Raw genomic sequence first — 24,501 nt, 5'->3', positions numbered from 1 at the left:
TATGCAGGCGCTGTGCATCGGCCTGGCGATCGGTGTCACTTTGTTGCAGCAGCAAGCTGCCTTGCTGGAGGTGCATACTCTTTTTCTGATGTTGTTTGCTGCAGTCTTGCTGATGCTGGCAGGCTATCGTTTTTCTATCTATCAGAAATTGCCTGCGGTCGTAAGAGTGTTATGCCAGATGCTGTTTGCTGGCATTGTTGGTTTTGTCTGGGCCAGTCTGTTCGCCCATTTTTATCTGACGAAGTCTTTGCCTGCAAAGTATGAAGGTAAAGATCTGGTTGTGCTGGGAACGATAGATAGTTTGCCCGCTGATTTTGATCAGGGTGAACGATTTAACTTTGCTGTGGAGCGCGTCATCAGTCCCGATTTATCGGTCGATGAACGTCAGCATTTTCCTGATAAACTCGCTTTGTCGGCGTATCAAGGTACGGAAGATTTGCATGTGCGGCCGGGCGAACGTTGGCAATTCAATCTGCGTTTAAAACGCCCACATGGTTCCGCCAATCCGCATGGCTTTGACTACGAGGTTTGGTTGCTGGAGCAGGGAATACGCGCAACGGGAACCGTCAGACCAGCATCATCTGCTTATCCTAATCAACGTCTGCAAGAATTTGTCTGGAATTTTGGCAATGTCGTTGAACGTTGTAGGGCTATGCTACGCGATCGTATTCATGCCGCGTTGCCCGGGAAAGCCTATACCGGAGTGATTGTTGCCCTGGTAATCGGCGACCAGCGCGAAATTTCGCAATCGGACTGGACGGTGTTCAATCGCGCGGGAATAGGTCACTTAATAAGCATCTCAGGATTACACATCACGATGATCGCCGGTTTGTTCGCCGGGCTGATTTCTTTTCTCTGGCGACATTCATTTTTTCTCAACTTATCACTGCCTTTGATGGTGCCTGCGCAAAAAGTAGCGGCGCTTGCCGGAGCTGTTATTGCGTTTCTGTATGTGGCATTAGCGGGATTTGGTGTGCCTGCGCAGCGTACCTTATACATGCTGTGCGTAGTTGCGCTGGCCGTCTGGAATGGTCGGGTGACCAGCTTTTCATCGGTATTGTGTCTGGCACTGGGATTGGTTGTGGTACTTGATCCGTGGGCCGTGCTGTCGGCCGGATTTTGGCTTTCTTTCGGCGCGGTCGGCGTTATTTTATTTGCTGTAGTTGGCTATGAATACAGTGGTGCTGTCACCCGGCGACAGCAGCTTGCATCGTCCTTGCGTGTGGCGACGCGAACGCAGTATGCCGTGACCGTGGGGTTGGTTCCTCTGACGATGTTTTTGTTTGGGCAGTTTTCCCTGATCAGTCCGCTTGCCAACGCCGTCGCGATTCCTCTGATCAGTTTTGTCGTGACACCTCTCGCTTTGCTGGGAAGCGTTCTGCCTTCAGGTGCGTCTGCTGTGGTGTTGTCGCTGGCGCATGACACTGTGCAAATGCTGGCAACTGTTCTGAGTTGGCTGAGCACTTTCCCGGCAGCCGTATGGACTGCGGCTTATCCGCCGTTCTGGGTGTTTGCGCTGGCACTGGCAGGTGTTGTCTGGATGCTGCTGCCGAATGCCTGGCCTATGCGCTGGCTGGGGATATTTTGCTGCCTGCCTTTGATTTCTCATCAATCCGTGCCGGTCGCTGACGGACAACTGCGGGTGACTGCGCTTGATGTTGGGCAGGGCATGGCTTTATTCATTGAAACCAGCGCTCATCGTCTTTTGTACGACACAGGTCCGGCTTATTCTGCGGAATCGGATAGCGGCAGCAGAATTATTTTGCCTTACCTGAAAGCACATGGCATCAATGGGCTGGATGCCATGATAGTGTCGCATAACGACAGCGATCATTCGGGCGGTGCATTGAGCATACTGAAGCAAATGCCTGTCAGTCTGGTGCTGAGTTCATTGAATTCTGACAGTGCGATTGTGGTTGAATCGCGACAGCACCAGCGTTGCCAGTCTGGTCAGGCATGGAGTTGGGATGGTGTCTTGTTCGAGATATTGCAGCCAGTCGCCGTGAGCTATGACAGCATGAAGTGGAAGCCAAATGCGCGCAGTTGCGTCTTGAAAGTATCGACCAGCCATTACGCCATGTTACTGCCGGGAGATATCGAAGCAGTGCAGGAAGATGAGTTGGTGAACAGTATTCCGGATAAGCTCAGAGCCAATGTTTTGCTGGCGCCGCATCACGGCAGCGCTACATCGTCCACGCCAGCATTTCTGCAAGCTGTGCAGCCAGAGCTGGCTATTTTTCAACTGGGCTATCTGAATCGTTACCACCATCCTAAAACTGAAGTTTGGAATCGCTACGCCGATTTTGGAATAAAACGTCTAAGAACAGATGAATCGGGTGCAATCACATTACAATTCGGTACATCATTGCAGTTTTCTCAATTCAGACAGGAGCATGCGCGTTATTGGTACGCACAATAATGCAGTATTCATTATGGTGGAAAAAACCGCTAAGCCAGTCCTTCATTTTGTTCATGGGAATAGTTTCCCTTCCGGTACTTACAGGCTTTTTCTTGATCAGTTGCGTGATGTCTATGATGTGCATTCCACGGATATGGTTGGTCATAACGCTGCTTATCCAGTGACGGATGGCTGGCCTTGCCTCGTGCAGGAATTGATAGCAACTCTGCTTGAACGCTACACACAGCCAGTGATACTGGTGGGGCACTCTCTGGGCGGCATTCTCTGCCTGCTTGCTGCTTCTGAACGTCCAGATTTGGTAAGGGGCGTGGTTGTTCTGGATTCGCCTATCGTTGCAGGCTGGCGCGCTTTCCTGCTGCGTATATTCAAGGCATTTGATCTGGATAAAAAAGTGTCGCCAGCACGCTTTGCTGAAAAGCGCAGGCATATCTGGAAAGATAAGGAAGCAGCCTACCAGCATTTCGCTGCCAAAGAATTATTCGCCATCTGGCCGCCTGAGGTGTTATGGGATTACATACATGCAGGCGTTAAGCCTTGTCCTGAAGGTGTGACTTTACGTTTTACACGCGAAGTGGAAACAGCAATTTATCGTACCTTGCCGCACAATTTGGGACGTTTGCTGCGGCAGCCACCGCAGGTGCCTATCGGTTTTGTCGGTGGAACAGAGTCTGTTGAGTGTCGTCAGGCGGGAGACTTTTACACTAAAAAACTGATGGGTAAGCACTACACCCTGATACAGGGTGGGCATCTGATCCCGATGGAAGTGCCCTTGCAAACAGCGGCTGCGGTTCGGCAGATGCTGACTGAATTAAATTTATATCCAAAATAAAAAATGATGAGATCAAGAAAATTAGTTTTATCTTTGTCTGTGCTGACGACGTTGTGTCTGAGCAGTTTTGCTTTTGCCGACGACAGCGTTATCTTGCCATCCTGGTCTGAATTTGTGCAGGTCAGGGAGGCTGGGAAAACCATCTGGCAACTGGAAATTGAAAATGATAGTCTGTTGATGAATAAGGACGATCGTTTTTATACCAGCGGTAATCATTTGCAGCAAAGCTTTGTCCGTCAGACGGCCGAGCAATCGACCGAATACGGATGGCGTATCGGGCAGGATTTATATACGTCGTCCGATATCAAACTACTGCCATCGCAGTTGGCGCGAAATGACCATCCCTATGCCGGCTGGTTATATGCCGGGGTGTTCGGTCAGAAAACGCAGATGACAGGGCGTAGTTGGCGCTGGAGCGTGGATGTTGGCTGCCTCGGACCTTGCGCTGGCGGTGAGTGGACGCAAAATCATCTGCACCGTATTTTGCAGCAGGCGCAGCCTCAAGCCTGGAGCACGCAATTGCGCAACGAGTGGGGTCTGGTTTTGGGTGGAGAAATGTCGCCGGGGCGTTTATTGCCGTTTGAGGGAGTGGATATTTCGCCACGCTTCAAAGCGCGGTTCGGCAATCTATTTACGGATGCCAGCGCACAGCTGGAATTGCGTGCCGGCACATTGAATCGTCTGCCGCATCAGCCTGCTAGTTATGCGTTTGCCAGAGCAGAGGCAAAAGTCGTGGGCTATAACGCAACAATACAAGGCGGCTACTTCAATAACGAACAGGGAAAGCTCACACCTAAACGATCTGGCGGCGAAATAGAGTTGGGTTATTTATGGCAGGCTGAAAAATATGCTGTCAGTGCATCCGTGTTGCGAAGAGCAAATGAAATCAAGGAAATATCGGATGCGACTGGCGCACAAAATTTTGTCAGATTGCAATTTTCTTATGCGATGTAAGGCAAAATAAGTTGTTAGTGCGAAGGGGGAATTCGCGTACATGTCCGAGAGTGATGTATAATTCGAATTTCCCGCTTGTGCCGTTCGGCACCTTCTGCAATGACTAAGTTTGTATTCGTTACGGGGGGCGTAGTCTCCTCATTGGGTAAAGGCATCGCTGCCGCCTCTCTCGCCGCCATCCTTGAATCGCGCGGCCTCAAAGTCACTATGCTCAAACTGGATCCGTACATTAACGTTGATCCGGGTACCATGAGCCCATTCCAGCACGGTGAAGTATTTGTGACCGATGACGGTGCTGAGACCGATCTGGATCTGGGGCACTATGAGCGTTTTATTTCTTCAAAAATGAAGAAAGTAAACAATTTCACGACCGGTCAGATTTATGAATCCGTGATCCGCAAAGAACGTCGCGGCGAATATCTCGGTAAGACCGTGCAGGTGATTCCGCATATCACCAATGAAATTCAGGAATTTATTTACCGTGGTGCTGAAGGCGCAGATGTGGCGCTGGTTGAAATCGGCGGTACCGTCGGTGATATCGAATCATTGCCTTTCCTCGAAGCCGCACGTCAGTTGAGTCTGCGCGCAGGGCGTAACGCCGCTGCCTTCGTACATCTGACGCTGGTGCCTTACGTCGCCGCTGCCGGTGAATTGAAAACCAAACCAACGCAGCACAGCGTACAAAAACTGCGCGAGATCGGTATTTTCCCGGATGCCTTATTGTGCCGCGCTGACCGCCGTATCCCTGATGATGAACGGGCGAAAATTTCTTTGTTTGCCAACGTTGCAGAAGACGCAGTGATTTCTGTGTGGGATGCCGACACCATCTATAAAATTCCCCAGATGTTGCATGATCAGGGGTTGGATAAAATCGTCTGTGACAAACTTGCTTTGTCACCGAAACCAGCAGATTTGTCCATGTGGGACAAACTGATCTATGCACTGGAAAATCCAAAAGAAGAAGTCACTATCGGCATGGTAGGTAAGTATGTCGATCTGACCGAGTCTTATAAATCGCTGACAGAAGCGTTGCGTCACGCCGGTATTCATACCGAAAGCCGTGTGAATATCGAGTACGTTGATTCCGAAGAAATCGAAGCACATGGTACTAAAGCGCTGGAAAAATACGATGCGATTCTGGTACCAGGCGGATTCGGTAAACGCGGTGTTGAAGGTAAGATCCTTGCTGCGCGTTATGCACGTGAAAATAAAATTCCTTACCTCGGCATCTGCCTAGGTATGCAGGTTGCACTGATTGAATACGCCCGGAATAAGGCTGGCCTGACCCTGGCTAACTCGACCGAGTTCGATCCTGAAACAGAACAACCAGTGGTTGCTCTGATCAACGAATGGCAGAACCATGACGGCAAAGTTGAGAGCCGTGATGAAAATTCGGATCTCGGCGGTACCATGCGTTTAGGCGCGCAGACTTGTGACATTAAACCCGGCACACTGGCAGCAGAAATTTATGGCACTGCAGTGACCGAGCGTCACCGTCATCGCTACGAAGCGAATAATCATTACCTTGATCGCGTAGAAGCGGCTGGTCTGGTTGTTTCTTCCCGCACGGCGACAGAAGGTCTGTGCGAGATCATGGAATTGCCGCGCGATGTACATCCTTGGTACATGGGTGTTCAATACCATCCTGAGTTCAAGTCAACTCCACGTGATGGTCATCCATTGTTCATTTCTTTCGCTAAAGCTGCACTTGCCCATAAAAAGGCTCAAGGAAAATAAGCATGAAATTATGCGGATTTGATGTTGGTCTCGACCAGCCATTCTTTTTGATCGCGGGCCCTTGTGTGATCGAGTCTCAGCAAATGGCGTTTGATACTGCAGGTCAGTTGAAAGAAATTACGCAAGCATTGGGGATTCCGTTTATCTACAAATCCTCTTTTGACAAAGCGAATCGTTCGTCCGGTACTTCTTTCCGCGGCCTCGGCATGGAAAAGGGATTGGACATTCTGGCGGAAGTTAAAAAGCAAATTGGTGTTCCAGTATTGACGGACATCCATGCGATTGACGAAATCGCACCAGTTGCGGCGGTGGTTGATGTGTTGCAAACGCCCGCTTTTCTGTGCCGTCAGACTGACTTCATCGAAGCTTGTGGCCGCTCCGGTAAGCCCGTGAATATAAAGAAGGGGCAGTTTCTGGCACCGCATGATATGGTCAACGTGATTGCTAAAGCGCGAGCAGCGGCCAAGGCGGCGGGCCTGAATGAAGATAATTTCATGGCCTGTGAACGTGGTGCTTCGTTCGGCTATAACAATCTGGTGTCAGATATGCGCTCGCTGGCGATTATGCGAGAAACCAATTGCCCGGTCGTTTTCGATGCAACGCATTCCGTGCAATTGCCAGGCGGGCAAGGTACAACATCAGGCGGGCAGCGTGAGTTCGTGCCTGTGCTGGCGCGTGCAGCGGTAGCGGTTGGCGTTTCTGGTTTGTTTATGGAAACACATCCGAATCCGGCAGTGGCAATGTCTGATGGCCCGAATGCAGTACCTTTGGGACGCATGAAAGAATTATTATCCACTCTGATTGATCTGGATCGTGTGGTTAAAAAGAACGGATTCCTCGAATCCAGCTTCGCATAAATTGACATGTGCATGATTCGCCGCTGTTGACAGTGAATGGCAGCTGGCGAAAGATAAAGTGACGTTTTCTCCGCGATGTCCGGCTCTGTGATGAGTAGGGCGTCGCGATAGTTTTATCTGCAGCTTGGTTTTCCGCTGTGTGCAGAGTCAGAACAGGTTTTACTTTGTTATCTATATTGATCGTTGAGGAGAATTAAATGAGTGCCATCGTTGATATTATCGGTCGTGAAATTATCGATTCACGCGGTAACCCGACAGTTGAATGTGACGTTTTGCTGGAATCAGGCGTCATGGGGCGCGCGGCGGTACCATCCGGTGCTTCTACCGGTTCACGTGAAGCAATTGAATTGCGCGATGGCGACAAATCCCGTTACCTTGGTAAAGGCGTTTTGAAAGCCTGCGAACACATCAATACTGAAATCGCTGAAGCGATCATGGGTCTGGATGCGAACGAGCAAGCTTTTCTTGACCGCACTCTGATCGATCTCGACGGTACAGAAAACAAAGGCCGCCTCGGTGCCAATGCGATTCTGGCGGTATCGATGGCAGTGGCGAAAGCCGCGGCAGAAGAAGCTGGCTTACCTTTGTATCGTTATTTCGGCGGTTCCGGCGCAATGCAATTGCCTGTGCCTATGATGAACGTGATCAACGGTGGTGCCCACGCAGACAATAATCTGGATATTCAGGAATTCATGATTATTCCGGTTGGCGCACCGACGTTCCGTGAAGCGATTCGCTACGGCGCGGAAGTATTCCATGCCCTGAAAAAAATTCTGCACGACAAAGGTCTGACAACAGCCGTCGGTGATGAAGGTGGTTTTGCTCCTTCCGTTGATAATCATGAGTCTGCGATCAAAATGATCATACAGGCGATTGAAGCAGCAGGTTACGAGCCAGGTACACAGATCGCTCTGGGTCTGGATTGTGCTGCATCTGAATTCTACAAAGATGGCAAATACCACCTCGAAGGCGAAGGTCTGACTTTGTCTTCCACCGATTTCACTAATCTGCTGGCGACCTGGGTCGATAAATATCCGATCATCTCTATCGAAGATGCGATGGCAGAAGGCGATTGGGAAGGTTGGGCGATTCTGACAGAAAAACTGGGCAAAAAAGTACAGTTAGTTGGCGACGATCTGTTCGTGACGAACACCAAAATTCTGAAAGAAGGCATACAGAAAAATATCGCCAATTCTATCCTGATCAAAATCAACCAGATCGGTACGCTGACTGAAACTTTCGCTGCGATTGAAATGGCGAAACGTGCTGGTTACACAGCCGTGATTTCTCATCGTTCCGGTGAAACTGAAGACAGCACGATTGCTGATATCGCGGTTGGTATGAATGCGTTGCAGATCAAAACTGGCTCCATGTCGCGTTCTGATCGTATGGCAAAATACAACCAGTTACTGCGTATTGAAGAAGATTTGGGTGAAATTGCGAGCTATCCAGGCCGTGATGCATTCTACAATCTGAAGTGATCTGGTAACATGGTGCAAAAAAGGGGAACGCTGTTCCCCTTTTTACTATTTTTATTCTGATGTGAGTCTTTGTGCGACTGATTGCTGTTTCCTTCGTTATTTTGCTGGCGCTGATCCAATATCCTTTGTGGTTGGGGAAGGGCGGCTGGTTGCGTGTGTGGGAATTTGAACGTCAGGTCGCTCAGGCGCAAAGTCAGAATGAAAAACTCAAAGAACGTAATGCCAAACTGGAATCGGAAGTCGCCGATCTGAAAACTGGTACCGACTCTGTCGAAGAGCGCGCCCGATTTGAATTAGGCATGATCAAAAAAGATGAGATTTTTGTTCAGATTCTGGATAAAAATGCGCCATCTCCGGCCTCTGTCACCAGCACTTCTCCCGCCGAAAAGTCGCAAACCGTCATTAATCACTGATTCATCCCCGATTCGACGCTGATGCAACGTGGATGTTGTTGCTATTCTTTTTTTCTGTTTTTTTCTTAGTTTTTTCTTTGCTTTATTAACGTGAAGTTGCCGCGTCTCGCGTTATCATAAGAAAACAGTTGAAAAATATCCAATGATGTCAGTCTTTCTGTGTGCCTGAATTCTGCATGATGAAAACGGGAAAACAGCTTGAATGTAATGATGCAGGAGTCGTGAATATGATACGAGTAGTCGCTGTCGTTGGTGCCGGTGCGATGGGGCGCGGCATTGCGCAGATCAGTGCTCAGGCTGGCTTGCAGGTATTGTTATTCGACACAAATGCGGCGGTTGTAGAAAAAGCCCGGGCTGATATTTTTGCGCAGTGGGATAAGTTGCAGCAAAAAGAAAAAATCACCCATCATCAATGTTCTGTCGCTAAATCAAAACTACATATCGTCGATGAGTTGCAGGCACTGGCTGCCAGCGATCTGGTGATCGAAGCCATCGTCGAAAATCTTGACATCAAACGCGATCTTTTCCGCCAGCTTGATCAGATTGTTCGTGACGATTGCATACTGGCGACGAATACATCGTCTCTTTCTGTGACTGCCATCGCCGCTTCCGGCAAGTTGCCGCAACGCGTGGCCGGTCTGCATTTTTTTAATCCCGTGCCGCTGATGAAAGTGGTTGAAGTCATTGACGGCTTGCTGACCGATGCGACGATAGCTCCACGGCTGATGAGTTTTGTTGGCGAACTCGGTCATACGCCCGTCAGGGCAAAAGATACCCCCGGCTTTATCGTTAATCACGCTGGCCGCGCATACGTGACGGAGGCTTTGCGGCTGCTACAGGAAAACGTGGCGGGCTTTTCCCAGATAGACCAGATCATGCGCGATACTGCCGGGTTCAGGCTGGGGCCGTTTGAATTGATGGATCTGACCGGCCTCGACGTCTCACATCCTGTGATGGAAGCGATCTACCACCAATATTATGAAGAACCACGCTATCGCCCTAGCGTGATTGCCGCACAACGCGTGCAGGCGGGCATACTCGGACGCAAAACCGGGCGCGGGTTTTATACGTATCCGCCAGAGCCTGTCGCGCCACGGCTGCCTGACAGCACAGCCTGGACAGGGAAAGTCTGGCTCAGTCATGAAAATGTGCTGGCGCTGGATGCCCTGACTGATTTGTTTGTGCGTAGTGACGTCATCATCGATGAGAATGAGACGCCATCGCCAGAGTCGATCTGCATCGTCAGCCCTGATGGCGAGGATGTGAGTACCTGTGTTGCGCGGCTGGGATTAGACGCTCGCCGTACGTTGGGAATCGATAGTCTGACCGGCTGTCACGGTCACCTGACTCTGATGTTGAATCCGGCATCCGATCCGGCTTTTGCACGGCAATTGGCGCTGAGTTTAAGCAAATACGGGCAGCCTGCGAGCCTGATACACGATAGCTACGGCTTTGTCGTGCAGCGTATGCTATCAAGTATCGTCAATGTTGCTTGCGATATTGTGCAGCAGGGCATCTGTACACCGCAGGATCTGGATAAAGCGGTCGTTGCTGGCCTGGCTTATCCAATTGGACCGCTCGCGTGGGGCGACAAACTGGGTGCTTTGCGTATACTATTGATACTAAGAAATTTGTTGAACAGCACAGGTGACCCTCGTTATCGCCCTAGTCCGTGGCTGGTGCGCAGGGCGCAACTGGGTTTATCGCTGTTGCACGTATCACCTGCAGAAGGAATCTCTGTCAGTTAAGAGATTCCGGTACGGTAGCCCGATACATGGAAAACAAATTTCAAGAGACAGCAATCAGAGTGGAAAACAGTGCATGAATCAGGATAAATCATTGGTGTATGAAGGCACATCAAAATACGTTGCCAGCTTCATCCGTCCGATGTATCGCGGTTTATGTGTTTGCGAGACTTTGATTTAAAAAATTCAAAAATCATTCAGGAGAATTTGATGGCCAAGGCAGTATTCAGTTGGGAAGATCCTTTATTGTTATCCTCGCAGTTAACTGACGAAGAGCGCATGGTGCAAGACGCCGCCCGCGCTTATTGTGAAGAGAAGCTGGCGCCGCGTGTACTGGAGGCTTTCCGTCACGAGCGCACTGATCCATCGATTTTCCGCGAAATGGGTGCGCTTGGTTTGCTTGGCTCCATGATTCCTGCCCAATATGGTGGCGCTGGTCTGAATTACGTTTGTTATGGTCTTGTCGCACGTGAAGTCGAGCGCATTGATTCCGGCTATCGTTCGATGATGAGCGTACAAAGTTCGCTGGTAATGGTGCCTATCAATGAATTCGGTAGTGAAGCACAGAAGCAGAAATATCTGCCGAAACTGGCATCGGGCGAATACATAGGCTGTTTCGGCCTGACAGAACCAGATCATGGTTCCGACCCCGGCAGTATGGTCACTCGCGCCAAAACCGTACCGGGCGGTTATTTGCTGACGGGTGCCAAGATGTGGATCACCAATAGCCCGATTGCCGATATTTTTGTGGTGTGGGCAAAGACCGATGATGGCCGTATCCGTGGCTTTATTCTGGAAAAAGGCTGGGAAGGTCTGACCGCCCCGGCGATCCACGGCAAGGTAGGCTTACGTGCATCCATTACCGGTGAAATCGTGATGGATGAGGTTTTTGTTCCCGAAGAAAACCTGTTGCCGCATGTCGAAGGCTTGAAAGGGCCATTCACCTGTCTGAATTCAGCGCGTTACGGTATTGCCTGGGGTGCGCTCGGTGCGGCAGAATTTTGCTGGCACACGGCACGCCAGTACACACTCGACCGCTTGCAATTCGGTCGCCCGCTGGCAGCAAATCAGCTCGTACAGAAAAAACTGGCGGATATGCAGACCGAAATCACACTGGCGTTGCAAGGTTGCCTGCGCCTCGGACGCATGAAAGACGAAGGCACCGCCGCAGTCGAAATCACCTCGATCATGAAGCGTAATTCCTGCGGTAAGTCGCTCGAAATCGCCCGCACTGCACGCGATATGCTGGGCGGCAACGGTATTTCAGATGAATATGGCATTGCGCGCCATCTGGTGAATCTGGAAGTCGTGAACACCTACGAGGGCACGCATGATATTCACGCCCTGATTCTGGGTCGGGCGCAAACGGGGATCGCTGCTTTCTGATTGCGTTGCCAATCAAAAAAAACCGCAGTGTTCGCTGCGGTTTTTTTATTTCTGGATACTGCTGGCAATTGCATCTTATCGACCGGGTGTGGCGCACATATCTGCTTTCCAGATTCAATGAAATAGCAATTTCATGGGAGTATATTGCGTTTTATGCTTATTCTTAGCGTAAATGCTGGGCTTTAAAATATACTCCTGGGAGTATATTTACCCTGTTTTTATCTGTTTTCATTTATTTTTTCCTGCCCGTGACGAGTTTGGAGCAAAGCTGGCGTCAGTGATTTGCCAGTTTTGGACAGGCAGCGCTGAAGAAAAAAATGACGACGAAATAAAAAAAAGCTGCCAGAGTGTGGCAGCCTTCTTTGAAAAAGTACGGCAGATCAGTGCTTGCTGTCGCCCGGGGGCAGGATGCCTTCTGCCAATGTTTTAGCAACGAATAACTGGGCACAATCAACCGGATCGAAACCGTAATGTTTACCGCAAAAATCGCAATTGATATCGAGTTTGCCGAATTCTGCAATCGCGCTTTCCACTTCATCTATCCCCAGCATTTTCAGCATGTCGCCGACTTTTTCGCGGGTACAGCTGCAATGAAAACTCGGTTGCAGTGGGTCGAATACGCGCAGGGTCTGTTCCCAGAATAAGCGGTGCATCAGCGTTGCAATATCGTGATTCAACATTTCGTCTTTTTTCAAAGTGTCGCCCAGCATGACGGCATGATTCCAGGCTTCGGCTTCGTCTTCAACCTGCGATTCGCTGCCACCGGTTTTCGGTAACTTTTGCAGCAACATACCGCGCGTGACTTTATCGTTGGCGGCCAGCCAGAGTTTGGTGTCGAGCTGTTCTGAACGCTGCATATAATTTTCAATGACGGTCGCGATGCTGTCGCCATCCAGAGGGACGATGCCCTGATATGCCTGTTGCCCCGGCAGCTTGTCATTCGGGTCGAGGGTAATCACAAAGCGTCCATGCCCGTGTGCATGCACCAGATCTTTCAGCGTTTCATGGTCTTCAATCACAGCATCGTCCGCCAGTTTGGCGGTGGCGCGCAGACGCAGTTCAGAGTCGCATTCAACCACCATCAGTTTGACCGGGCCATCGCCGTGGATCTGCATGATCATCGTGCCATTGAACTTCAGATTGGCAGAGAGCAGGGCAGCGGCGGCCATCAGTTCGCCCAGCATCGTTTGCACCGCAGGCGGATAGGTTTGGTGCGACTGCATTTGTTGCCAGGCGCTTTCCATTTCGACCAGCTCGCCGCGTACGCCAGCGTGTTCGAACATAAATTTTTGTAAGGTGTCTGTCATGGTGATTCTGTTTTTCTGAAGCGGGTAAACATTTTCAGGATGTCGCCAATACAAGCCAGCATCCTTTCATTTTTAATCAAGATTAATCAATACTAATCAATACGTTTGAGTTGTGTTTTATACGCCTGGCCACGGCTGGCATAGTTTTCAGCGTTGTAGCGCATGCCCAGAATGTCTTGTTCTGTCAGTTGGCGCACGGCTTTGGCCGGTGTGCCGATAATCAGCGAATTATCGGGAAATTCTTTGCCTTCGGTGACTAGCGCGCCAGCACCCACCAGACAATTTTTACCGATCTTCGCGCCATTCAATATCACGGCTTGTATGCCAACCAGTGAGCCATCACCGATGGTGCAGCCATGCAGCATGGCCTGATGGCCTATCGTCACGTTTTTGCCTACCGTCAGCGGATAGCCGGGGTCGGTATGCAGGATGCAGCCTTCCTGCACATTACTTTTTTCGCTGATCGTGATCAGTTCATTGTCGCCGCGTATCGTGACATCAAACCAGATGCTGGCTTGCGCTTCAATTTTCACCTTGCCGATAATTTTTGCGGTATCGGTGATGTAAGCGGAGGCATCGATTTCCGGCGCGATATCGCCTAATTGGTAGATGGGCATGATAATTCCGTAAAATAGCGGCTGATAAAACTTTGTTTGCGGTCGCGCACACAGGCAAGCGCTGAAGTGTGTGACGATAGTAACAAAGACTGCGTTCCGAACTGGTATCGATGCAGCATGACCGTGACTCGGATGAAGCTGCGGACTGGCTTTGCTGATGCATCGACAAGTATTTAACCCGTTATTTTAACGCTCCGCGCCCGATGATGCCGGAGTAATTAGGATTGACGGAAAATTGCCCCGGCAAGGCATGGCGACGAAGACAGTACGAATAGTACGGCTAGGAGCCATAACGCCGCTGGGACGGTTTTGCGACAGTCCTATCATCAATAAGAAGAGTATTTTGCAAACACATTCACCTACAGAATTACGCGCTACGGCGCTGTCCGCTTTGCTGGCCAACGACACCGGCGTTAAATGCGCGATCCTGCGGGCGATACCAGATGACGTGCCCATCGATACGCAACAGCAGTTTGCCATCCCCGACGGCATTCCTGGGCGCCCTGCCAAGCCAGAGCTGATTCCACCCGGCCAGGTCGGGCGCAGGTCGATGCAGACGTTGGAGGGCAGACGCATACTGATCCATGCACTCGCGCATATCGAGATGAACGCGATTAATTTGGCGGCGGATATTCTGTGGCGTTTCGCCGGGATGCCGGAGCAGTTTTATCGTGATTGGCTGAAAGTAGCGAAAGAAGAGGCATATCATTTTCAGTTGCTGGAAACGCATTTGCATTCGATGGATAGTTACTACGGCGCGTATCCGGCCCACAATAGTTTGTGGGAAATGGCAGAAAAAACTCGCGACGATTTGCTGGCAAGGCTGGCGCTGGTGCCGCGCACACTCGAAGCGCGCGGGCTCGATGTCACGCCCGGTGTTTCTGCGAAACTGGCGCAGGCAGGGGATAAAGCCGGGGCCGATATTCTGATGATTATTTATCGCGATGAAATCGGCCATGTCGCGATTGGCAATGCCTGGTACAAACGTTTGTGTGATGAGCAAGGGCTGGATGTGATTGCGACCTATGCGCGCCTGGCTGCGCAGTACGCGGCACCGAAATTACGTGGCCCTTTCAATCTGGAAGCCAGACGCAGCGCCGGTTTTAATGAAGATGAGCTGACGGCATTGCATCAGGCTTAATCTGCGTTTCCGGGCCTGATTTGCCAGTTGTCGTTCAAATGGTATTAACGCAAAAAATCCCCGGAAGGCCGCCTTCCGGGGTAAAACCCTCCTGCTATTACTCTTGCTCACGGCGCATAAGGGATAAACCGCCGCGCGTATTTGCTCTGCATTTGATCTGTAATCTGCGCGCCATTGCCTCAATCTAAACTCAGTCGCCCGCCTTGATGCTGCCTATGCCTTCGACCGATTTACTCAGGCTGCGCGGATTGCCGTAATACGTCAGACTGCCTATGCCCTGTACCGAAGCATTCAGCCTGTCACGTGCATACACAGAAACGGCACCCACGCCTTCGATGTTCGCATCGACACGCTCGGCCAGTAATTCTTTGGTATCGACTAAACCGATACCGCGTGCCGCGAGATGCAGCGAGCGTGTTTTGCCACTGGCCACCAGCTTGCCGGCACCTTCATAAGAAATAGAAAAATCATTGGCATTGATATTTTTCAGCCGCGTCACACCCGCACCTTCCATTTTGAAACTATTTAATTCCGGCACTGTGATGATGACTTGTGCGTCATCGGCAATCCGCACCGAATTTTTTTCTTTATACGAGATCAGCAGTTCATTGCCGAATACTTCCGTCACCACCTTGCCGGTAAATTTGTCATTGCCACGGATAGTGATGGACTGCGCTTTGCCGACTTCAACCGTGACATTAAACGCACTGCGGCTGCGGATGGTATTGAAGGCAGGCACATCGCGGCTGACATCTTCAGCCGATGCCAGGCATGAGATGAACAGTAAAGGCAAAATCAACATATGGCGCATGAGGCTCTCCGGTAAAGTTGAAATGGTGGTGATTCAGTAGGAATCCTTGCGTCAACGATGCGTGATCGCTGAGTGATGGGGCAGAGTATGTGCCGCGAAAAATGGAAAGCCCAGCGATTTGCGATGGAATGCAAAATCCGTGGTTTGGCCTGCGCAATCACAGGCTCGTCCGGCGGCGCAGTGTGATGAACGTTTGCCCATTCTGTTGTTTGAGTACGCTAAAAGTGATGTGAGTTGATATTGCTCTTCTTCTGATTTCTCTACCCACGGGAATTTAAAAAAAATAATAGCCATGAGCATTTTTAGACGGGGGCGTTGAGTTGTTAAAATTACATAAGCATGTTAACGTCGGGTTCTTTCGCTTGAAAATTAGTTAATTCTATTTCAATATTCTATCGCCTAACTCCATGAGCCAAAATAAATGACTATTTACTTCGACCTCGCTGATGAAAAACTATTTGGCAACGAAGCCGGTGAAGATGAAGACCAAGCTTTGCTCAATGAGCACTTTGTAGATCACGATAGCTTTAACCATTTCTTTGACCCAAACAAACACCTCTCTGTGGCTAGCGCGCGGAAAGGCATGGGAAAGTCTGCCCTAATATCTCAACTAAAGTATCGACTGGAAAACGAAGATGCTTACGGTAAACCTGTGGTTGTTAAAGCAAAAGGAAACGAATTGCTCGGTCTAGGTGATTTTACGAGCAAAGACCAAGCGTATTTGGAAAATTATTGGAAAAGAATAATTTGTAAGAAAATTATCATAGAGATAGGTCGGACAATTGGATTTGCCTTTTCAAGCGATGCGATATCTATGGTGGAGATTGCAGAGATTGATGGGTTAAAAGGAAGGAACCTTGTGGGAGGATTGATTTCAAGAATTAAAGCAAAAATTCCTTTTCTTGACGCAGAAATAAAATCATCCATCCCGGAAAACTATGAGTCACTTCTCGCAAGCTATCAATCTGGATTCTCAGAACGAACAGTATGGCTTTTGATTGATGATATCGATGCGAAATTCCAAAATACCGTAGATTACCAAGCACGAGTAGGTTCGTTTTTTAGTGCCATTCGTGGGCTTGCGTTTGAACAGAATAATTTACGCATTAGGGCAACCGTTCGAAGCGATGTATGGTCGTGCCTACGGCACCTAGAAGACCTCGACAAGCTTGACCAGTATCTGATTGAGATATTTTGGAAAAAGAAGCAAATGCAAGATATTCTCGTAAAAAAGATTATTTCTTATGTAAATAGAAAAGATCCCAATTCCATTGAATCAAGATATTCGCCATCGAGGGATTACAACAAGATTCTCGATTTGATTTTCACTTCGCCAATCGTATGGGGACACGATTCAGATGCAAAGCTATTTGAAGCTATTAGTGCGTTTTCCAATCGCCGTCCTCGTTGGATGGTGCAACTATGCCGCATGGCAGCAGCTAAAGCCCACGAATCAAGAAAAAGAAAGATCAATCTCGACCATATTAATTATGTGCTTGTAGATTTTGGCAAAAAGCGGAGAGACGATCTCATCAAGGAACACAAACATCAGTTTTGTGACTTAGAGATTCTTATAGATGCGTTTCGCGCCACCGAAAAAGAGTTTCGTTACTCCGATATCCACTCCGTGCTTGAGGAAAAATTCATCAGAGGTCGCCCTACGTCGGAGATTCCGCTGGTCGATGGTTCAAAATATGTAAATCCAGAAGACCTTGGACACTTTGTATACAAGCTAGGGTTGATTTCAAGGCTTCATACAGATGGTAAAACATTTACACACTTCTCTGATGATCCAGATCTGTATCGTTCAGCAGAAAACAGAAAAGACAATATTGTTTGGTCGATACATCCATCGTACAGAACATTCCTAAATATTCGGTAAATATGTCATTTCTTACGCACTGGGCTAACATGATTCTACCGGACGCGGCGCTATAAAGCTGCGCTCCGGCTTCCGTTAATTCGAACGACAGTCTCATCCACAACGCGCAAAACAACACTCTTCTTAAACGTTCAGATAATCGCGAACTCGCTCCCATGTTTTTCGTAATGCAGTAAATCCATCCAGACACCGTGACGCAATACGGCTTGCCGCGAGTGGCCGTATTGTTGGAATCCGCATTTACGCATCACGGCCTGTGACGGCAGATTATCTGCAATCACCACGGCTTCAATGCGCCAGAGATTGAGTGAGCGGAACGCTTCTGCGACCACATGACTGACCGCCTGACTGGCGTAGCCTTTGCCGCCGTGCTGTGCGCTGAAGCGATAGCCGAGTGAGGCTTTGAAATAGTGTTCGCGCTCTGCGCCGCGCAGAGTCACCCGTCCGACGATGGCATCGTTGACCCAGGCCAGATAGTGATATTCCTTTTGTGCATTTCTTGCCCATTGCGCCTGTTCCAGACTGCTGCGAACGGCTGCGGCGGTATAAAAAGCATCGCCGCGGCTGGCGATCCATTGTTCAAAATGCGTGCGGTTGTCGAGTTCAAAGGCGAGCAGGGCATCGGTGTGCTCTGGCATGGCGAGTGTGATGCGTAAGTGGTGGTCCATGTGCGTGTCAGATCGGGGTGTTATCGATGTATTAGCGATGTTTCAGCGACGTATTAGCGGTATTTAAGATGAAATATAAGCATGCCATCCGTTGCTGTTTGCAGTTTATCTGAATCCGGCGGGCTGCTATGATGAAACGGTATTTAAACGGTATTCAACCTGAGAGAAAATCATGCGCGTTTATCGATTGGCGGTTATTCATTATTTTCTGCTTGCTCTTACTTGTGCCATGCCTTTGACGATGCATGCGCAGACGCCGGAGTTATCGCCAGATGGTGCGCGCAGTGTGTTGCTGACGGGGTTCGCGGTGAACAAGCAGGCGCAACTGAAAGACATCGATAATATTGCGCAAGGCTTGCCAAGGGAAATCGGACATCGCCTTGAAAAGCAGCTATGGAAAGTGAAAACGACGCCGGATTTGTTATCGACGGATTGGCGTTTGTCGCCGGCGAGCCCGCAACTGCTGGGGCAAATTGCCGGTTTATATGATGTGCGTTATGTGGTGGCCGGTGAAGTCCGCGATGCCGGTATCAATACGCAGGCTATGTTGTGGGGATTGCGGGAAAAGCAGAGCCGGGTGATTGATATTGAGATCAGGGTGTATGATGCGCGCGCTGGCAGCCTGCTGGGGCGTTTTGATTTCAGCGGCAAGGCCAGCGGTGATGTGCTGATCGGGGCGGAACATGTCTTCGCAGGCGAGGCTTTCAGAGCCACACCTTATGGTAAGGCGATTGATGAAGTGATAGAGCAGGCGACGCAGGCACTGAGCGCCACCTTGCTAAGTCAGGCGCAATGAGCCGCAGCTCCTTTGCTGCTCTCATTCGCTATGTTTATTGGCGCGTTCCAGTTCCTGCAAACGTAATACCCGTCTTTGCACTTTGCCTGTCGTCGTCATCGGCAGGGCGGCGATAAATTCAATTTCTTTCGGATATTCATACGGTGCGAGTTTGCCACGCACATGCGCCTGCAATTCCTTGGTCAGCTTGTCATTCGCTTTGATGCCGGGGCTTAACACAACATAGGCTTTAACCAGATTGCCGCGTTCTTTGTCTGGCTTGGGTACGACTGCGACATTCGCGACCGCCGGGTGTTTGATCAGGCAGTTTTCTATTTCAGACGGGCCGATTCTGTAACCGGCGGCTTTAAACATATCGTCGGCACGCCCCTGATACCAGAGGTAACCGTCGTCGTCGCGCAAAGCCAGATCACCGGTACGGCACCAGTCGCCGGTAAATTTATTACGGGTCGCTTCATCGTTTTTCCAATAGCCGAGAAAAAACACTGGGTCGGGGTGACCATGAATGTCGTAGCGGTTCACGGCGACTTCACCGGTTTCGCCGGTGCTGACTTCATGCCCGTCATCGTCAATCACTACAACTCTGTGACCAGGGTAGGGGCGTCCCATGCTGCCTGGCTTTGCGGGCCATTGCTGATGGCTATTGCCGACGATGTAATTCATCTCGGTTTGTCCGAACATTTCATTCGGCGTGACTTTCAATGCTTTTTCGCACCAGTGAAACACGGTGTCGCCAACCGCTTCCCCAGCGCTCATAATCGCGCGTAATTTCAGCCTGTATTTGTCGCGTGGCGCAGGTACTACCTTCATCATCATTTTCAGAGCAGTCGGAAACAAAAAGGTGTTGGTCACCTTGTATTTATCGAGCAGGTAAAACGCGGTTTCGGCGGTAAATCTGCCGTGATAGCCGACGATAGGTTTGCCAAAATACAGCGCCGGCAATAATGCATCCATCAGGCCGCCAGTCCACGCCCAGTCTGCGGGTGACCAGAATACATCGTGTTTTTTGGGAAACCAGTTTTGCGAAGCAACAAAGCCGCTGAGATTGCCTATCATCGCCGAATGCGGAATCAATGCGCCTTTCGGTGCGCCGGTGGTGCCGCTGGTGTAAATCAGGATCGCGGGGTCGGTCGCCCGTGTTTTTTCACAGGTGAATTCGGCGGGCATGTCGGCGACATAGGCTTCCCATTCCAGTGGATGAAAATCGGCAGGTGCACGCGGGCAATCGACTGTGATCACCGTTTTTAAATGTGGGCAACGTGCTGCAATCTCCAGATACGCATCGAGGCCACTGGCATCGAGCACCAGCGCAACGGCTTCACTGTGTTGCAAGCGATACTCAAGCGCTTCCGGGCCAAACAAAAAAGAGAGCGGCATCGCAATCGCCCCCAGTTGCAGGCAGGCCATCAGCGTAATGGCTGTTTCTGGCCGTTGCGGCATGATGCTGGCGACGACATCGCCGCGATCTACGCCTTGCAGACGGAGTAAATTAGCGAGCTGATTTGCCTGTCTTTGCAGTTCTGCATATGTCAGACGTCCGCTGATTCCTTCGCTGTTTTCGTAAAAAATGGCAACACGTTTGGGGTCGTCTGCCCAACGATGGCAGCAGACGTCGGCGATATTAAAATGTTCGGGAACACTCCAGTGGAAGTCTTGGTAAAGATGCGGATAGTGATCTGTGGGTGTTGATTTTTTCTTTGAGGATGTTGTTTTCAGCGGCTTCATTCTGTCTCCGTTATAATTATCGAACGGTCGTTCTATTGTTGTTGTTGCTTTGACGTCCTACATTTGCATCCTACTGCATATCTCTGCGTCTGAAGATGGATGGCACAGAGTTTCTTGATGAAAAAAATTAATTTGCCATGACAATTGCCCGAAATGCCTCCCGCTCTGAATTCATTCCCATTCGTGGTTTGCAATACCATATCCGCCACTGGGGTAATGAAGATGCGCCAAAAATCTTTATGTTGCATGGTTGGATGGATGTGTCGGCCTCGTTTCAGTTTGTGGTTGATCATTTGCAGCAAGACTGGCATGTGATTGCGCCTGATTTGCGCGGCTTTGGTCTGACGGAAGCGCCGGGCAGCGATACCTACTGGTTCCCTGATTATCTGGGCGATCTGGATGCGATTTTGCTGCACTACGCTCCGGAAGGTGCAATCAATTTGCTCGGTCACAGTATGGGGGCGAACGTCGTCGGATTGTATGCCGGTGTGCGTCCTGAGCGGGTGTGGCGATTGGTGAATCTGGAAGGGTTTGGTTTGCCAACGACATTTCCGGCAGAGGCACCTGGGCGCTACGCGAAATGGCTGGATGAATTGCGCCAGCCGCCGGTATTGCGCACTTATGCCTCGCAAGCAGACGTGGCAGCGCGTCTGCAAAAAACCAATCCACGTTTATCGGATGAGCGCGCCAACTTTTTATCGGCGTTCTGGTCGAAACAGAATGCCGACGGGCGCTGGGAAATTCTCGGTGATCCTGCGCATAAACAAACCAGCCCTTTGCTGTTTCAGGTAGAAGAGGTGATGGCCTGCTGGAAAAAAATCAGCGCACCGGTACTGTGGATGCAGGCCGATGACACCGATGTCTGGCACTGGATGGGGCCAAGAGAGCAGGCGCAGATAGAAATTGACCGTCGCCTGACCCATATTCCTGATCTGCAAAAAGAAATGATCGCTGATGCAGGACACATGTTGCATCACGATCAGCCAGAATTACTGGCACAATTGATCGAAGCGTTTTTCTTAAAATAAAGCACGTCCGGCACGCTATCGATGGCCGTGTAATTTGTATCAGTGCTGCGGTCTCAAACGATATGTTTTAAAAGATGTCATTTAAAGGATGTGTTTTGCCGGATCAGAATTTATTTGTCTCAACTGTTGACGAAGCACGGTCAGAGCACGCGTCTGACAATGAACAGTTTCAGCGTTGTCTGGTCATGGCGGGCGGCGGTTTTCGATTTGGCTATTATCTTGGCATGTATCGCGCATGTCAGTTGCAGGGAAAAGCGCCGGATGTGATCGTTGCCAGTTGCGGTGCGGCGATTGCCGGAGCGTTGATTCGCCATTTGCCGGACGATGAGCAACGCCTGGCATGGATCAGTTCGCCGCAGATGCATACATTCTGGCGTGGACTGCAAGCGAATCCCGATATCAGTTTATGGCGCGCAATCCGGGCGTTAGCCCAGCGCGCTTTGTTTGCCAACGATGCCAGACGTATTCCTGATCTGTTTCAGGATTATCTGTTCGATATTCCACCTGATTTACCGCTGCCGCCGGAAAACACTTATCCTGGCGCGCCAGCGCTGGCGATTATTGCGGGACGCATGTTATACGGGCAGGAAGACGTTGGCGAAATCCGTGCAGGAAAAAAAATATTTGCGGAAACTATTTTTACGGAAGCGCGAGTTGCCGGTTTGTTAGCTGGTATGCCTTCGCCGATTGCCAGTGATGCCCACAAAAACAGCGTGGTTGCGCCGCAAATCGAGTTCGCGACACAGATCGCTGTTGCCGATGCGGTGCGCGCCTCGATTGCGGATATGTATTATTTCCGTTGCCACCAGATCGGTGAACATCATTATTCGGGCGGCGTGATTGATCTGTTTCCGATAGAAATCGCCCGCCGTCTGGCGCAGGAAGTCATGATGGAGCGCAAAGGCTGGTATGACAGGCATATAGAGTTGCCCGCTTTGCGTATGGTGTTGGGCATCAACGGCAATCAGCGCCTGCAGCATGTCTTACAGCAAGAGGCGGATGTCTGGATCGATACCGCAGATATGGAAACGGCGTTGGTGCAGCATCAGATCAGCAAGCAAATTCAGTGGCTGCGTAATCGTATTGTCTTGCGTGTGCCTGAACGATACGATGACTTTGTTGCGATGGTCAGTCTGCAATGGGAATACGGTTATCAACGCGCCTCGCAGGCTCTGGCGCAGGCTGCTGGCAAAAGGTGATGACTGCGGTCTGAGCCAGTTCAGGTGCGGCTAATTTCTTTTGATAAGGTAAATTTTGAGCTGTGCTCAGTCTGATACGTGTTTGTCCGCTCGGTCGGATGCTGACATCTGGAGTACACTGACAGTCTTCCTGTTAGCAGCAACTTTGCGTATTTCTGATCATGAACGAAAAAAATTCCTACGGTTTTACTACGACTATTCTGCATAGCGATAGACAAAAAAACATTGAACACGGCTCTGTCCATAAACCTGTCCATACTTCGGTTTTATTTGGTTATAAGGATGCGCGCGATTTAGCCGCCGTCTTTCAGGGGAAACAATCCGGTTATCGTTACGGACGTCAGGGGAATCCTACGGTGTCTGCGCTCGAAGATAAAATCACCGGCATGGAAGCGGGAGTTTCAACGATTACCTTTGCAACTGGCATGGCGGCAATTGGCGCGGTATTTCAGGCATTGTTGCGCGCGGGTGATCATATTGTTTCGTCGAAATTCTTATTCGGAAATACGAATAGTCTCTGGCAAACTGTCAGTGCTCAGGGGCTGGATGTGTCTATGGTCGATGCAACGGCCGTTGCCAATGTTGAAGCCGCACTGACGCCCGCGACCCGTATGGTGTTTGTCGAAACCATTGCGAATCCGCGCACGCAGATCGCTGATCTCAAGCGCATTGGTCAATTGTGTCAGGCGCGCGGTATTTTATTTGTCGTTGATAACACGATCACCTCGCCGTATTTATTTCAGCCTAAGACCGTGGGCGCCAGCCTGGTCGTGAATTCGCTGACCAAATATATCGCCGGGCATGGCAATGTACTGGGCGGGGCATTGACTGACACTGGCTTATTTGACTGGGCTGCGTATCCGAATATTGCTGATAATTTCCGTAAGCAGGCACCAGCTCAGCAAGGAATGGCACAGGTGCGCGCCAAAGCCTTGCGCGATTTTGGCGCGACCTTATCTCCAGAAGCCGCGCATCAGATCGCTGTTGGCGCTGAAACCATGGCGTTGCGGATGGAGCGTGAATGTGCGAATGCGATGGCGATTGCGACGATGCTGGCAGCAGATTCCCGCGTGGCGGCAGTGCACTACCCGGGGCTGGCATCGCATCCGCAACATGCGCTGGCGAATGAATTGTTCCTCGCCTATGGCGCTTTGTTCAGTTTTGAGCTGAAGCCGGAAATCGATTGTTTTGATTACCTGAATCGTCTGAATCTGGCCATTAATGCGACCCATCTCGGCGATACCCGTACGCTGGTGATACCGGTGGCGCATACCATTTTCTTTGAAATGGGCGCTGAACGCCGTGCCGAAATGGGGATTGCTGATTCCCTGATCCGCGTTTCTGTCGGCATCGAAGATGCTCAGGATTTGCTGGACGATTTCAGTCAGGCATTAAATTCCTGAGCATCTGCGCTTGCTGTGACTGCTGCCCGGCGTCTGTTGATGCACAGAATACGTTCAGAAGGCAAAAATATACTGGGGGGAGTATGTTAAAACATGCCTCTAT

The 24,501-nt window shown here is 50.3% G+C and carries 20 protein-coding genes; 15 read left to right on the top strand and 5 right to left on the bottom strand.

What is annotated here, in order from left to right; translation table 11 throughout:
* The first annotated feature begins 1 nt into the window (after position 1).
* From Undi14_RS13580 to Undi14_RS13540, 9 genes are all read left to right on the top strand, one after another.
* A complete protein-coding gene (locus tag Undi14_RS13580; RefSeq protein WP_200180837.1) occupies positions 2-2,419 on the top strand; it encodes a DNA internalization-related competence protein ComEC/Rec2 in 2,418 nt (805 codons plus the stop codon).
* The gene (locus Undi14_RS13575; RefSeq protein WP_234030591.1) at positions 2,394-3,248 is read left to right on the top strand and encodes an alpha/beta fold hydrolase; all 855 of its coding nucleotides are present in this window, start codon (positions 2,394-2,396) and stop codon (positions 3,246-3,248) included. Before Undi14_RS13580 ends, Undi14_RS13575 begins: the two co-directional genes overlap by 26 nt.
* A gap of 3 nt (positions 3,249-3,251) precedes the next feature.
* Complete coding sequence (locus tag Undi14_RS13570) at positions 3,252-4,202, top strand: lipid A deacylase LpxR family protein (protein WP_200180835.1); 951 nt, start codon at positions 3,252-3,254, stop codon at positions 4,200-4,202.
* Positions 4,203-4,301: 99 nt separating this feature from the next.
* Positions 4,302-5,939: a CTP synthase gene (locus tag Undi14_RS13565; RefSeq protein ID WP_200180833.1), complete on the top strand. Its 1,638-nt coding sequence runs from the start codon at positions 4,302-4,304 to the stop codon at positions 5,937-5,939.
* A gap of 2 nt (positions 5,940-5,941) precedes the next feature.
* Positions 5,942-6,796 (top strand): 3-deoxy-8-phosphooctulonate synthase, encoded by an 855-nt coding sequence (kdsA, locus tag Undi14_RS13560; RefSeq protein ID WP_200180831.1) that lies wholly within the window; start codon positions 5,942-5,944, stop codon positions 6,794-6,796.
* Positions 6,797-6,993: 197 nt separating this feature from the next.
* On the top strand, positions 6,994-8,277 hold the full coding sequence (gene eno, locus Undi14_RS13555; protein WP_186885597.1) for a phosphopyruvate hydratase: 1,284 nt from the start codon (positions 6,994-6,996) through the stop codon (positions 8,275-8,277).
* Between the two features lie 71 nt (positions 8,278-8,348).
* On the top strand, positions 8,349-8,690 hold the full coding sequence (gene ftsB / locus Undi14_RS13550) for a cell division protein FtsB (RefSeq protein WP_200180829.1): 342 nt from the start codon (positions 8,349-8,351) through the stop codon (positions 8,688-8,690).
* A gap of 227 nt (positions 8,691-8,917) precedes the next feature.
* Positions 8,918-10,438 (top strand): 3-hydroxyacyl-CoA dehydrogenase, encoded by a 1,521-nt coding sequence (locus Undi14_RS13545; protein WP_234030590.1) that lies wholly within the window; start codon positions 8,918-8,920, stop codon positions 10,436-10,438.
* Between the two features lie 207 nt (positions 10,439-10,645).
* Entirely contained in the window at positions 10,646-11,821 is a 1,176-nt protein-coding gene (locus tag Undi14_RS13540) for an acyl-CoA dehydrogenase (protein ID WP_200180827.1), read from the top strand.
* Between the two features lie 380 nt (positions 11,822-12,201).
* On the opposite strand, the gene hslO is transcribed toward Undi14_RS13540, so the two are convergent.
* Together hslO and Undi14_RS13530 are read right to left on the bottom strand one after the other, a co-directional pair.
* Entirely contained in the window at positions 12,202-13,128 is a 927-nt protein-coding gene (gene hslO, locus Undi14_RS13535) for an Hsp33 family molecular chaperone HslO (protein ID WP_200180825.1), read from the bottom strand.
* 92 nt (positions 13,129-13,220) lie between these two features.
* A complete protein-coding gene (locus Undi14_RS13530) occupies positions 13,221-13,745 on the bottom strand; it encodes a gamma carbonic anhydrase family protein (RefSeq protein ID WP_186885591.1) in 525 nt (174 codons plus the stop codon).
* Between the two features lie 325 nt (positions 13,746-14,070).
* On the opposite strand from Undi14_RS13530, the gene Undi14_RS13525 reads away from it, so the two are divergent.
* Positions 14,071-14,886 carry a ferritin-like domain-containing protein gene (locus Undi14_RS13525; protein ID WP_370589956.1) on the top strand — a complete coding sequence of 272 codons (816 nt, stop codon included), beginning with the start codon at positions 14,071-14,073 and terminating at the stop codon, positions 14,884-14,886.
* Between the two features lie 190 nt (positions 14,887-15,076).
* On the opposite strand, the gene Undi14_RS13520 is transcribed toward Undi14_RS13525, so the two are convergent.
* Entirely contained in the window at positions 15,077-15,697 is a 621-nt protein-coding gene (locus Undi14_RS13520; protein ID WP_200180820.1) for a GIN domain-containing protein, read from the bottom strand.
* A 421-nt stretch (positions 15,698-16,118) separates the two neighbouring features.
* Here Undi14_RS13520 and Undi14_RS13515 point away from each other — a divergent pair, with 421 nt between their 5' ends.
* A complete protein-coding gene (locus Undi14_RS13515; RefSeq protein ID WP_200180818.1) occupies positions 16,119-17,579 on the top strand; it encodes a P-loop ATPase, Sll1717 family in 1,461 nt (486 codons plus the stop codon).
* Between the two features lie 131 nt (positions 17,580-17,710).
* Here the strand turns inward: Undi14_RS13515 and Undi14_RS13510 are convergent, their stop codons facing one another.
* The gene (locus Undi14_RS13510) at positions 17,711-18,247 is read right to left on the bottom strand and encodes a GNAT family N-acetyltransferase (RefSeq protein ID WP_200180816.1); all 537 of its coding nucleotides are present in this window, start codon (positions 18,245-18,247) and stop codon (positions 17,711-17,713) included.
* A 172-nt stretch (positions 18,248-18,419) separates the two neighbouring features.
* Between Undi14_RS13510 and Undi14_RS13505 the strand changes: the two genes are divergently transcribed.
* Positions 18,420-19,043, top strand: coding sequence for a flagella assembly protein FlgT middle domain-containing protein (locus tag Undi14_RS13505; RefSeq protein WP_200180814.1), 624 nt, complete (start codon positions 18,420-18,422; stop codon positions 19,041-19,043).
* A gap of 21 nt (positions 19,044-19,064) precedes the next feature.
* Here Undi14_RS13505 and Undi14_RS13500 read toward each other — a convergent pair whose 3' ends face one another.
* Entirely contained in the window at positions 19,065-20,768 is a 1,704-nt protein-coding gene (locus Undi14_RS13500) for an acyl-CoA synthetase (RefSeq protein ID WP_200180812.1), read from the bottom strand.
* Positions 20,769-20,905: 137 nt separating this feature from the next.
* Between Undi14_RS13500 and Undi14_RS13495 the strand changes: the two genes are divergently transcribed.
* The 3 genes from Undi14_RS13495 to Undi14_RS13485 all read left to right on the top strand — a co-directional run bounded on the left by Undi14_RS13495 (position 20,906) and on the right by Undi14_RS13485 (position 24,398).
* Positions 20,906-21,796, top strand: coding sequence for an alpha/beta fold hydrolase (locus Undi14_RS13495; RefSeq protein WP_200180810.1), 891 nt, complete (start codon positions 20,906-20,908; stop codon positions 21,794-21,796).
* A 74-nt stretch (positions 21,797-21,870) separates the two neighbouring features.
* Positions 21,871-22,995 (top strand): patatin-like phospholipase family protein, encoded by a 1,125-nt coding sequence (locus Undi14_RS13490; protein ID WP_200180808.1) that lies wholly within the window; start codon positions 21,871-21,873, stop codon positions 22,993-22,995.
* Between the two features lie 161 nt (positions 22,996-23,156).
* Complete coding sequence (locus Undi14_RS13485) at positions 23,157-24,398, top strand: cystathionine gamma-synthase family protein (RefSeq protein ID WP_200180806.1); 1,242 nt, start codon at positions 23,157-23,159, stop codon at positions 24,396-24,398.
* Positions 24,399-24,501: the final 103 nt, after the last annotated feature.

Origin of the sequence: Undibacterium sp. 14-3-2, from assembly GCF_016595265.1 — a bacterium.
GTDB classification, from domain to species: domain Bacteria; phylum Pseudomonadota; class Gammaproteobacteria; order Burkholderiales; family Burkholderiaceae_D; genus Undibacterium; species Undibacterium aquatile.
The sequence above is the reverse complement of the archived record's forward strand: the minus strand, read 5'-3'. Positions and strand labels throughout refer to the sequence as shown.

Coding starts and splice junctions, on each gene's coding strand:
- kdsA (WP_200180831.1), top strand. CDS start 5,942: ATGAAATTATGCGGATTTGATGTTGGTCTCGACCAGCCATTCTTTTTG.
- Undi14_RS13575 (WP_234030591.1), top strand. CDS start 2,394: ATGCGCGTTATTGGTACGCACAATAATGCAGTATTCATTATGGTGGAA.
- Undi14_RS13505 (WP_200180814.1), top strand. CDS start 18,420: ATGCGCGTTTATCGATTGGCGGTTATTCATTATTTTCTGCTTGCTCTT.
- Undi14_RS13540 (WP_200180827.1), top strand. CDS start 10,646: ATGGCCAAGGCAGTATTCAGTTGGGAAGATCCTTTATTGTTATCCTCG.
- Undi14_RS13565 (WP_200180833.1), top strand. CDS start 4,302: ATGACTAAGTTTGTATTCGTTACGGGGGGCGTAGTCTCCTCATTGGGT.
- Undi14_RS13490 (WP_200180808.1), top strand. CDS start 21,871: ATGTCATTTAAAGGATGTGTTTTGCCGGATCAGAATTTATTTGTCTCA.
- Undi14_RS13510 (WP_200180816.1), bottom strand. CDS start 18,247: ATGGACCACCACTTACGCATCACACTCGCCATGCCAGAGCACACCGAT.
- eno (WP_186885597.1), top strand. CDS start 6,994: ATGAGTGCCATCGTTGATATTATCGGTCGTGAAATTATCGATTCACGC.
- Undi14_RS13520 (WP_200180820.1), bottom strand. CDS start 15,697: ATGCGCCATATGTTGATTTTGCCTTTACTGTTCATCTCATGCCTGGCA.
- hslO (WP_200180825.1), bottom strand. CDS start 13,128: ATGACAGACACCTTACAAAAATTTATGTTCGAACACGCTGGCGTACGC.
- Undi14_RS13530 (WP_186885591.1), bottom strand. CDS start 13,745: ATGCCCATCTACCAATTAGGCGATATCGCGCCGGAAATCGATGCCTCC.
- Undi14_RS13485 (WP_200180806.1), top strand. CDS start 23,157: ATGAACGAAAAAAATTCCTACGGTTTTACTACGACTATTCTGCATAGC.
- Undi14_RS13570 (WP_200180835.1), top strand. CDS start 3,252: ATGATGAGATCAAGAAAATTAGTTTTATCTTTGTCTGTGCTGACGACG.
- Undi14_RS13545 (WP_234030590.1), top strand. CDS start 8,918: ATGATACGAGTAGTCGCTGTCGTTGGTGCCGGTGCGATGGGGCGCGGC.
- Undi14_RS13500 (WP_200180812.1), bottom strand. CDS start 20,768: ATGAAGCCGCTGAAAACAACATCCTCAAAGAAAAAATCAACACCCACA.
- Undi14_RS13495 (WP_200180810.1), top strand. CDS start 20,906: ATGACAATTGCCCGAAATGCCTCCCGCTCTGAATTCATTCCCATTCGT.
- Undi14_RS13580 (WP_200180837.1), top strand. CDS start 2: ATGCAGGCGCTGTGCATCGGCCTGGCGATCGGTGTCACTTTGTTGCAG.
- Undi14_RS13515 (WP_200180818.1), top strand. CDS start 16,119: ATGACTATTTACTTCGACCTCGCTGATGAAAAACTATTTGGCAACGAA.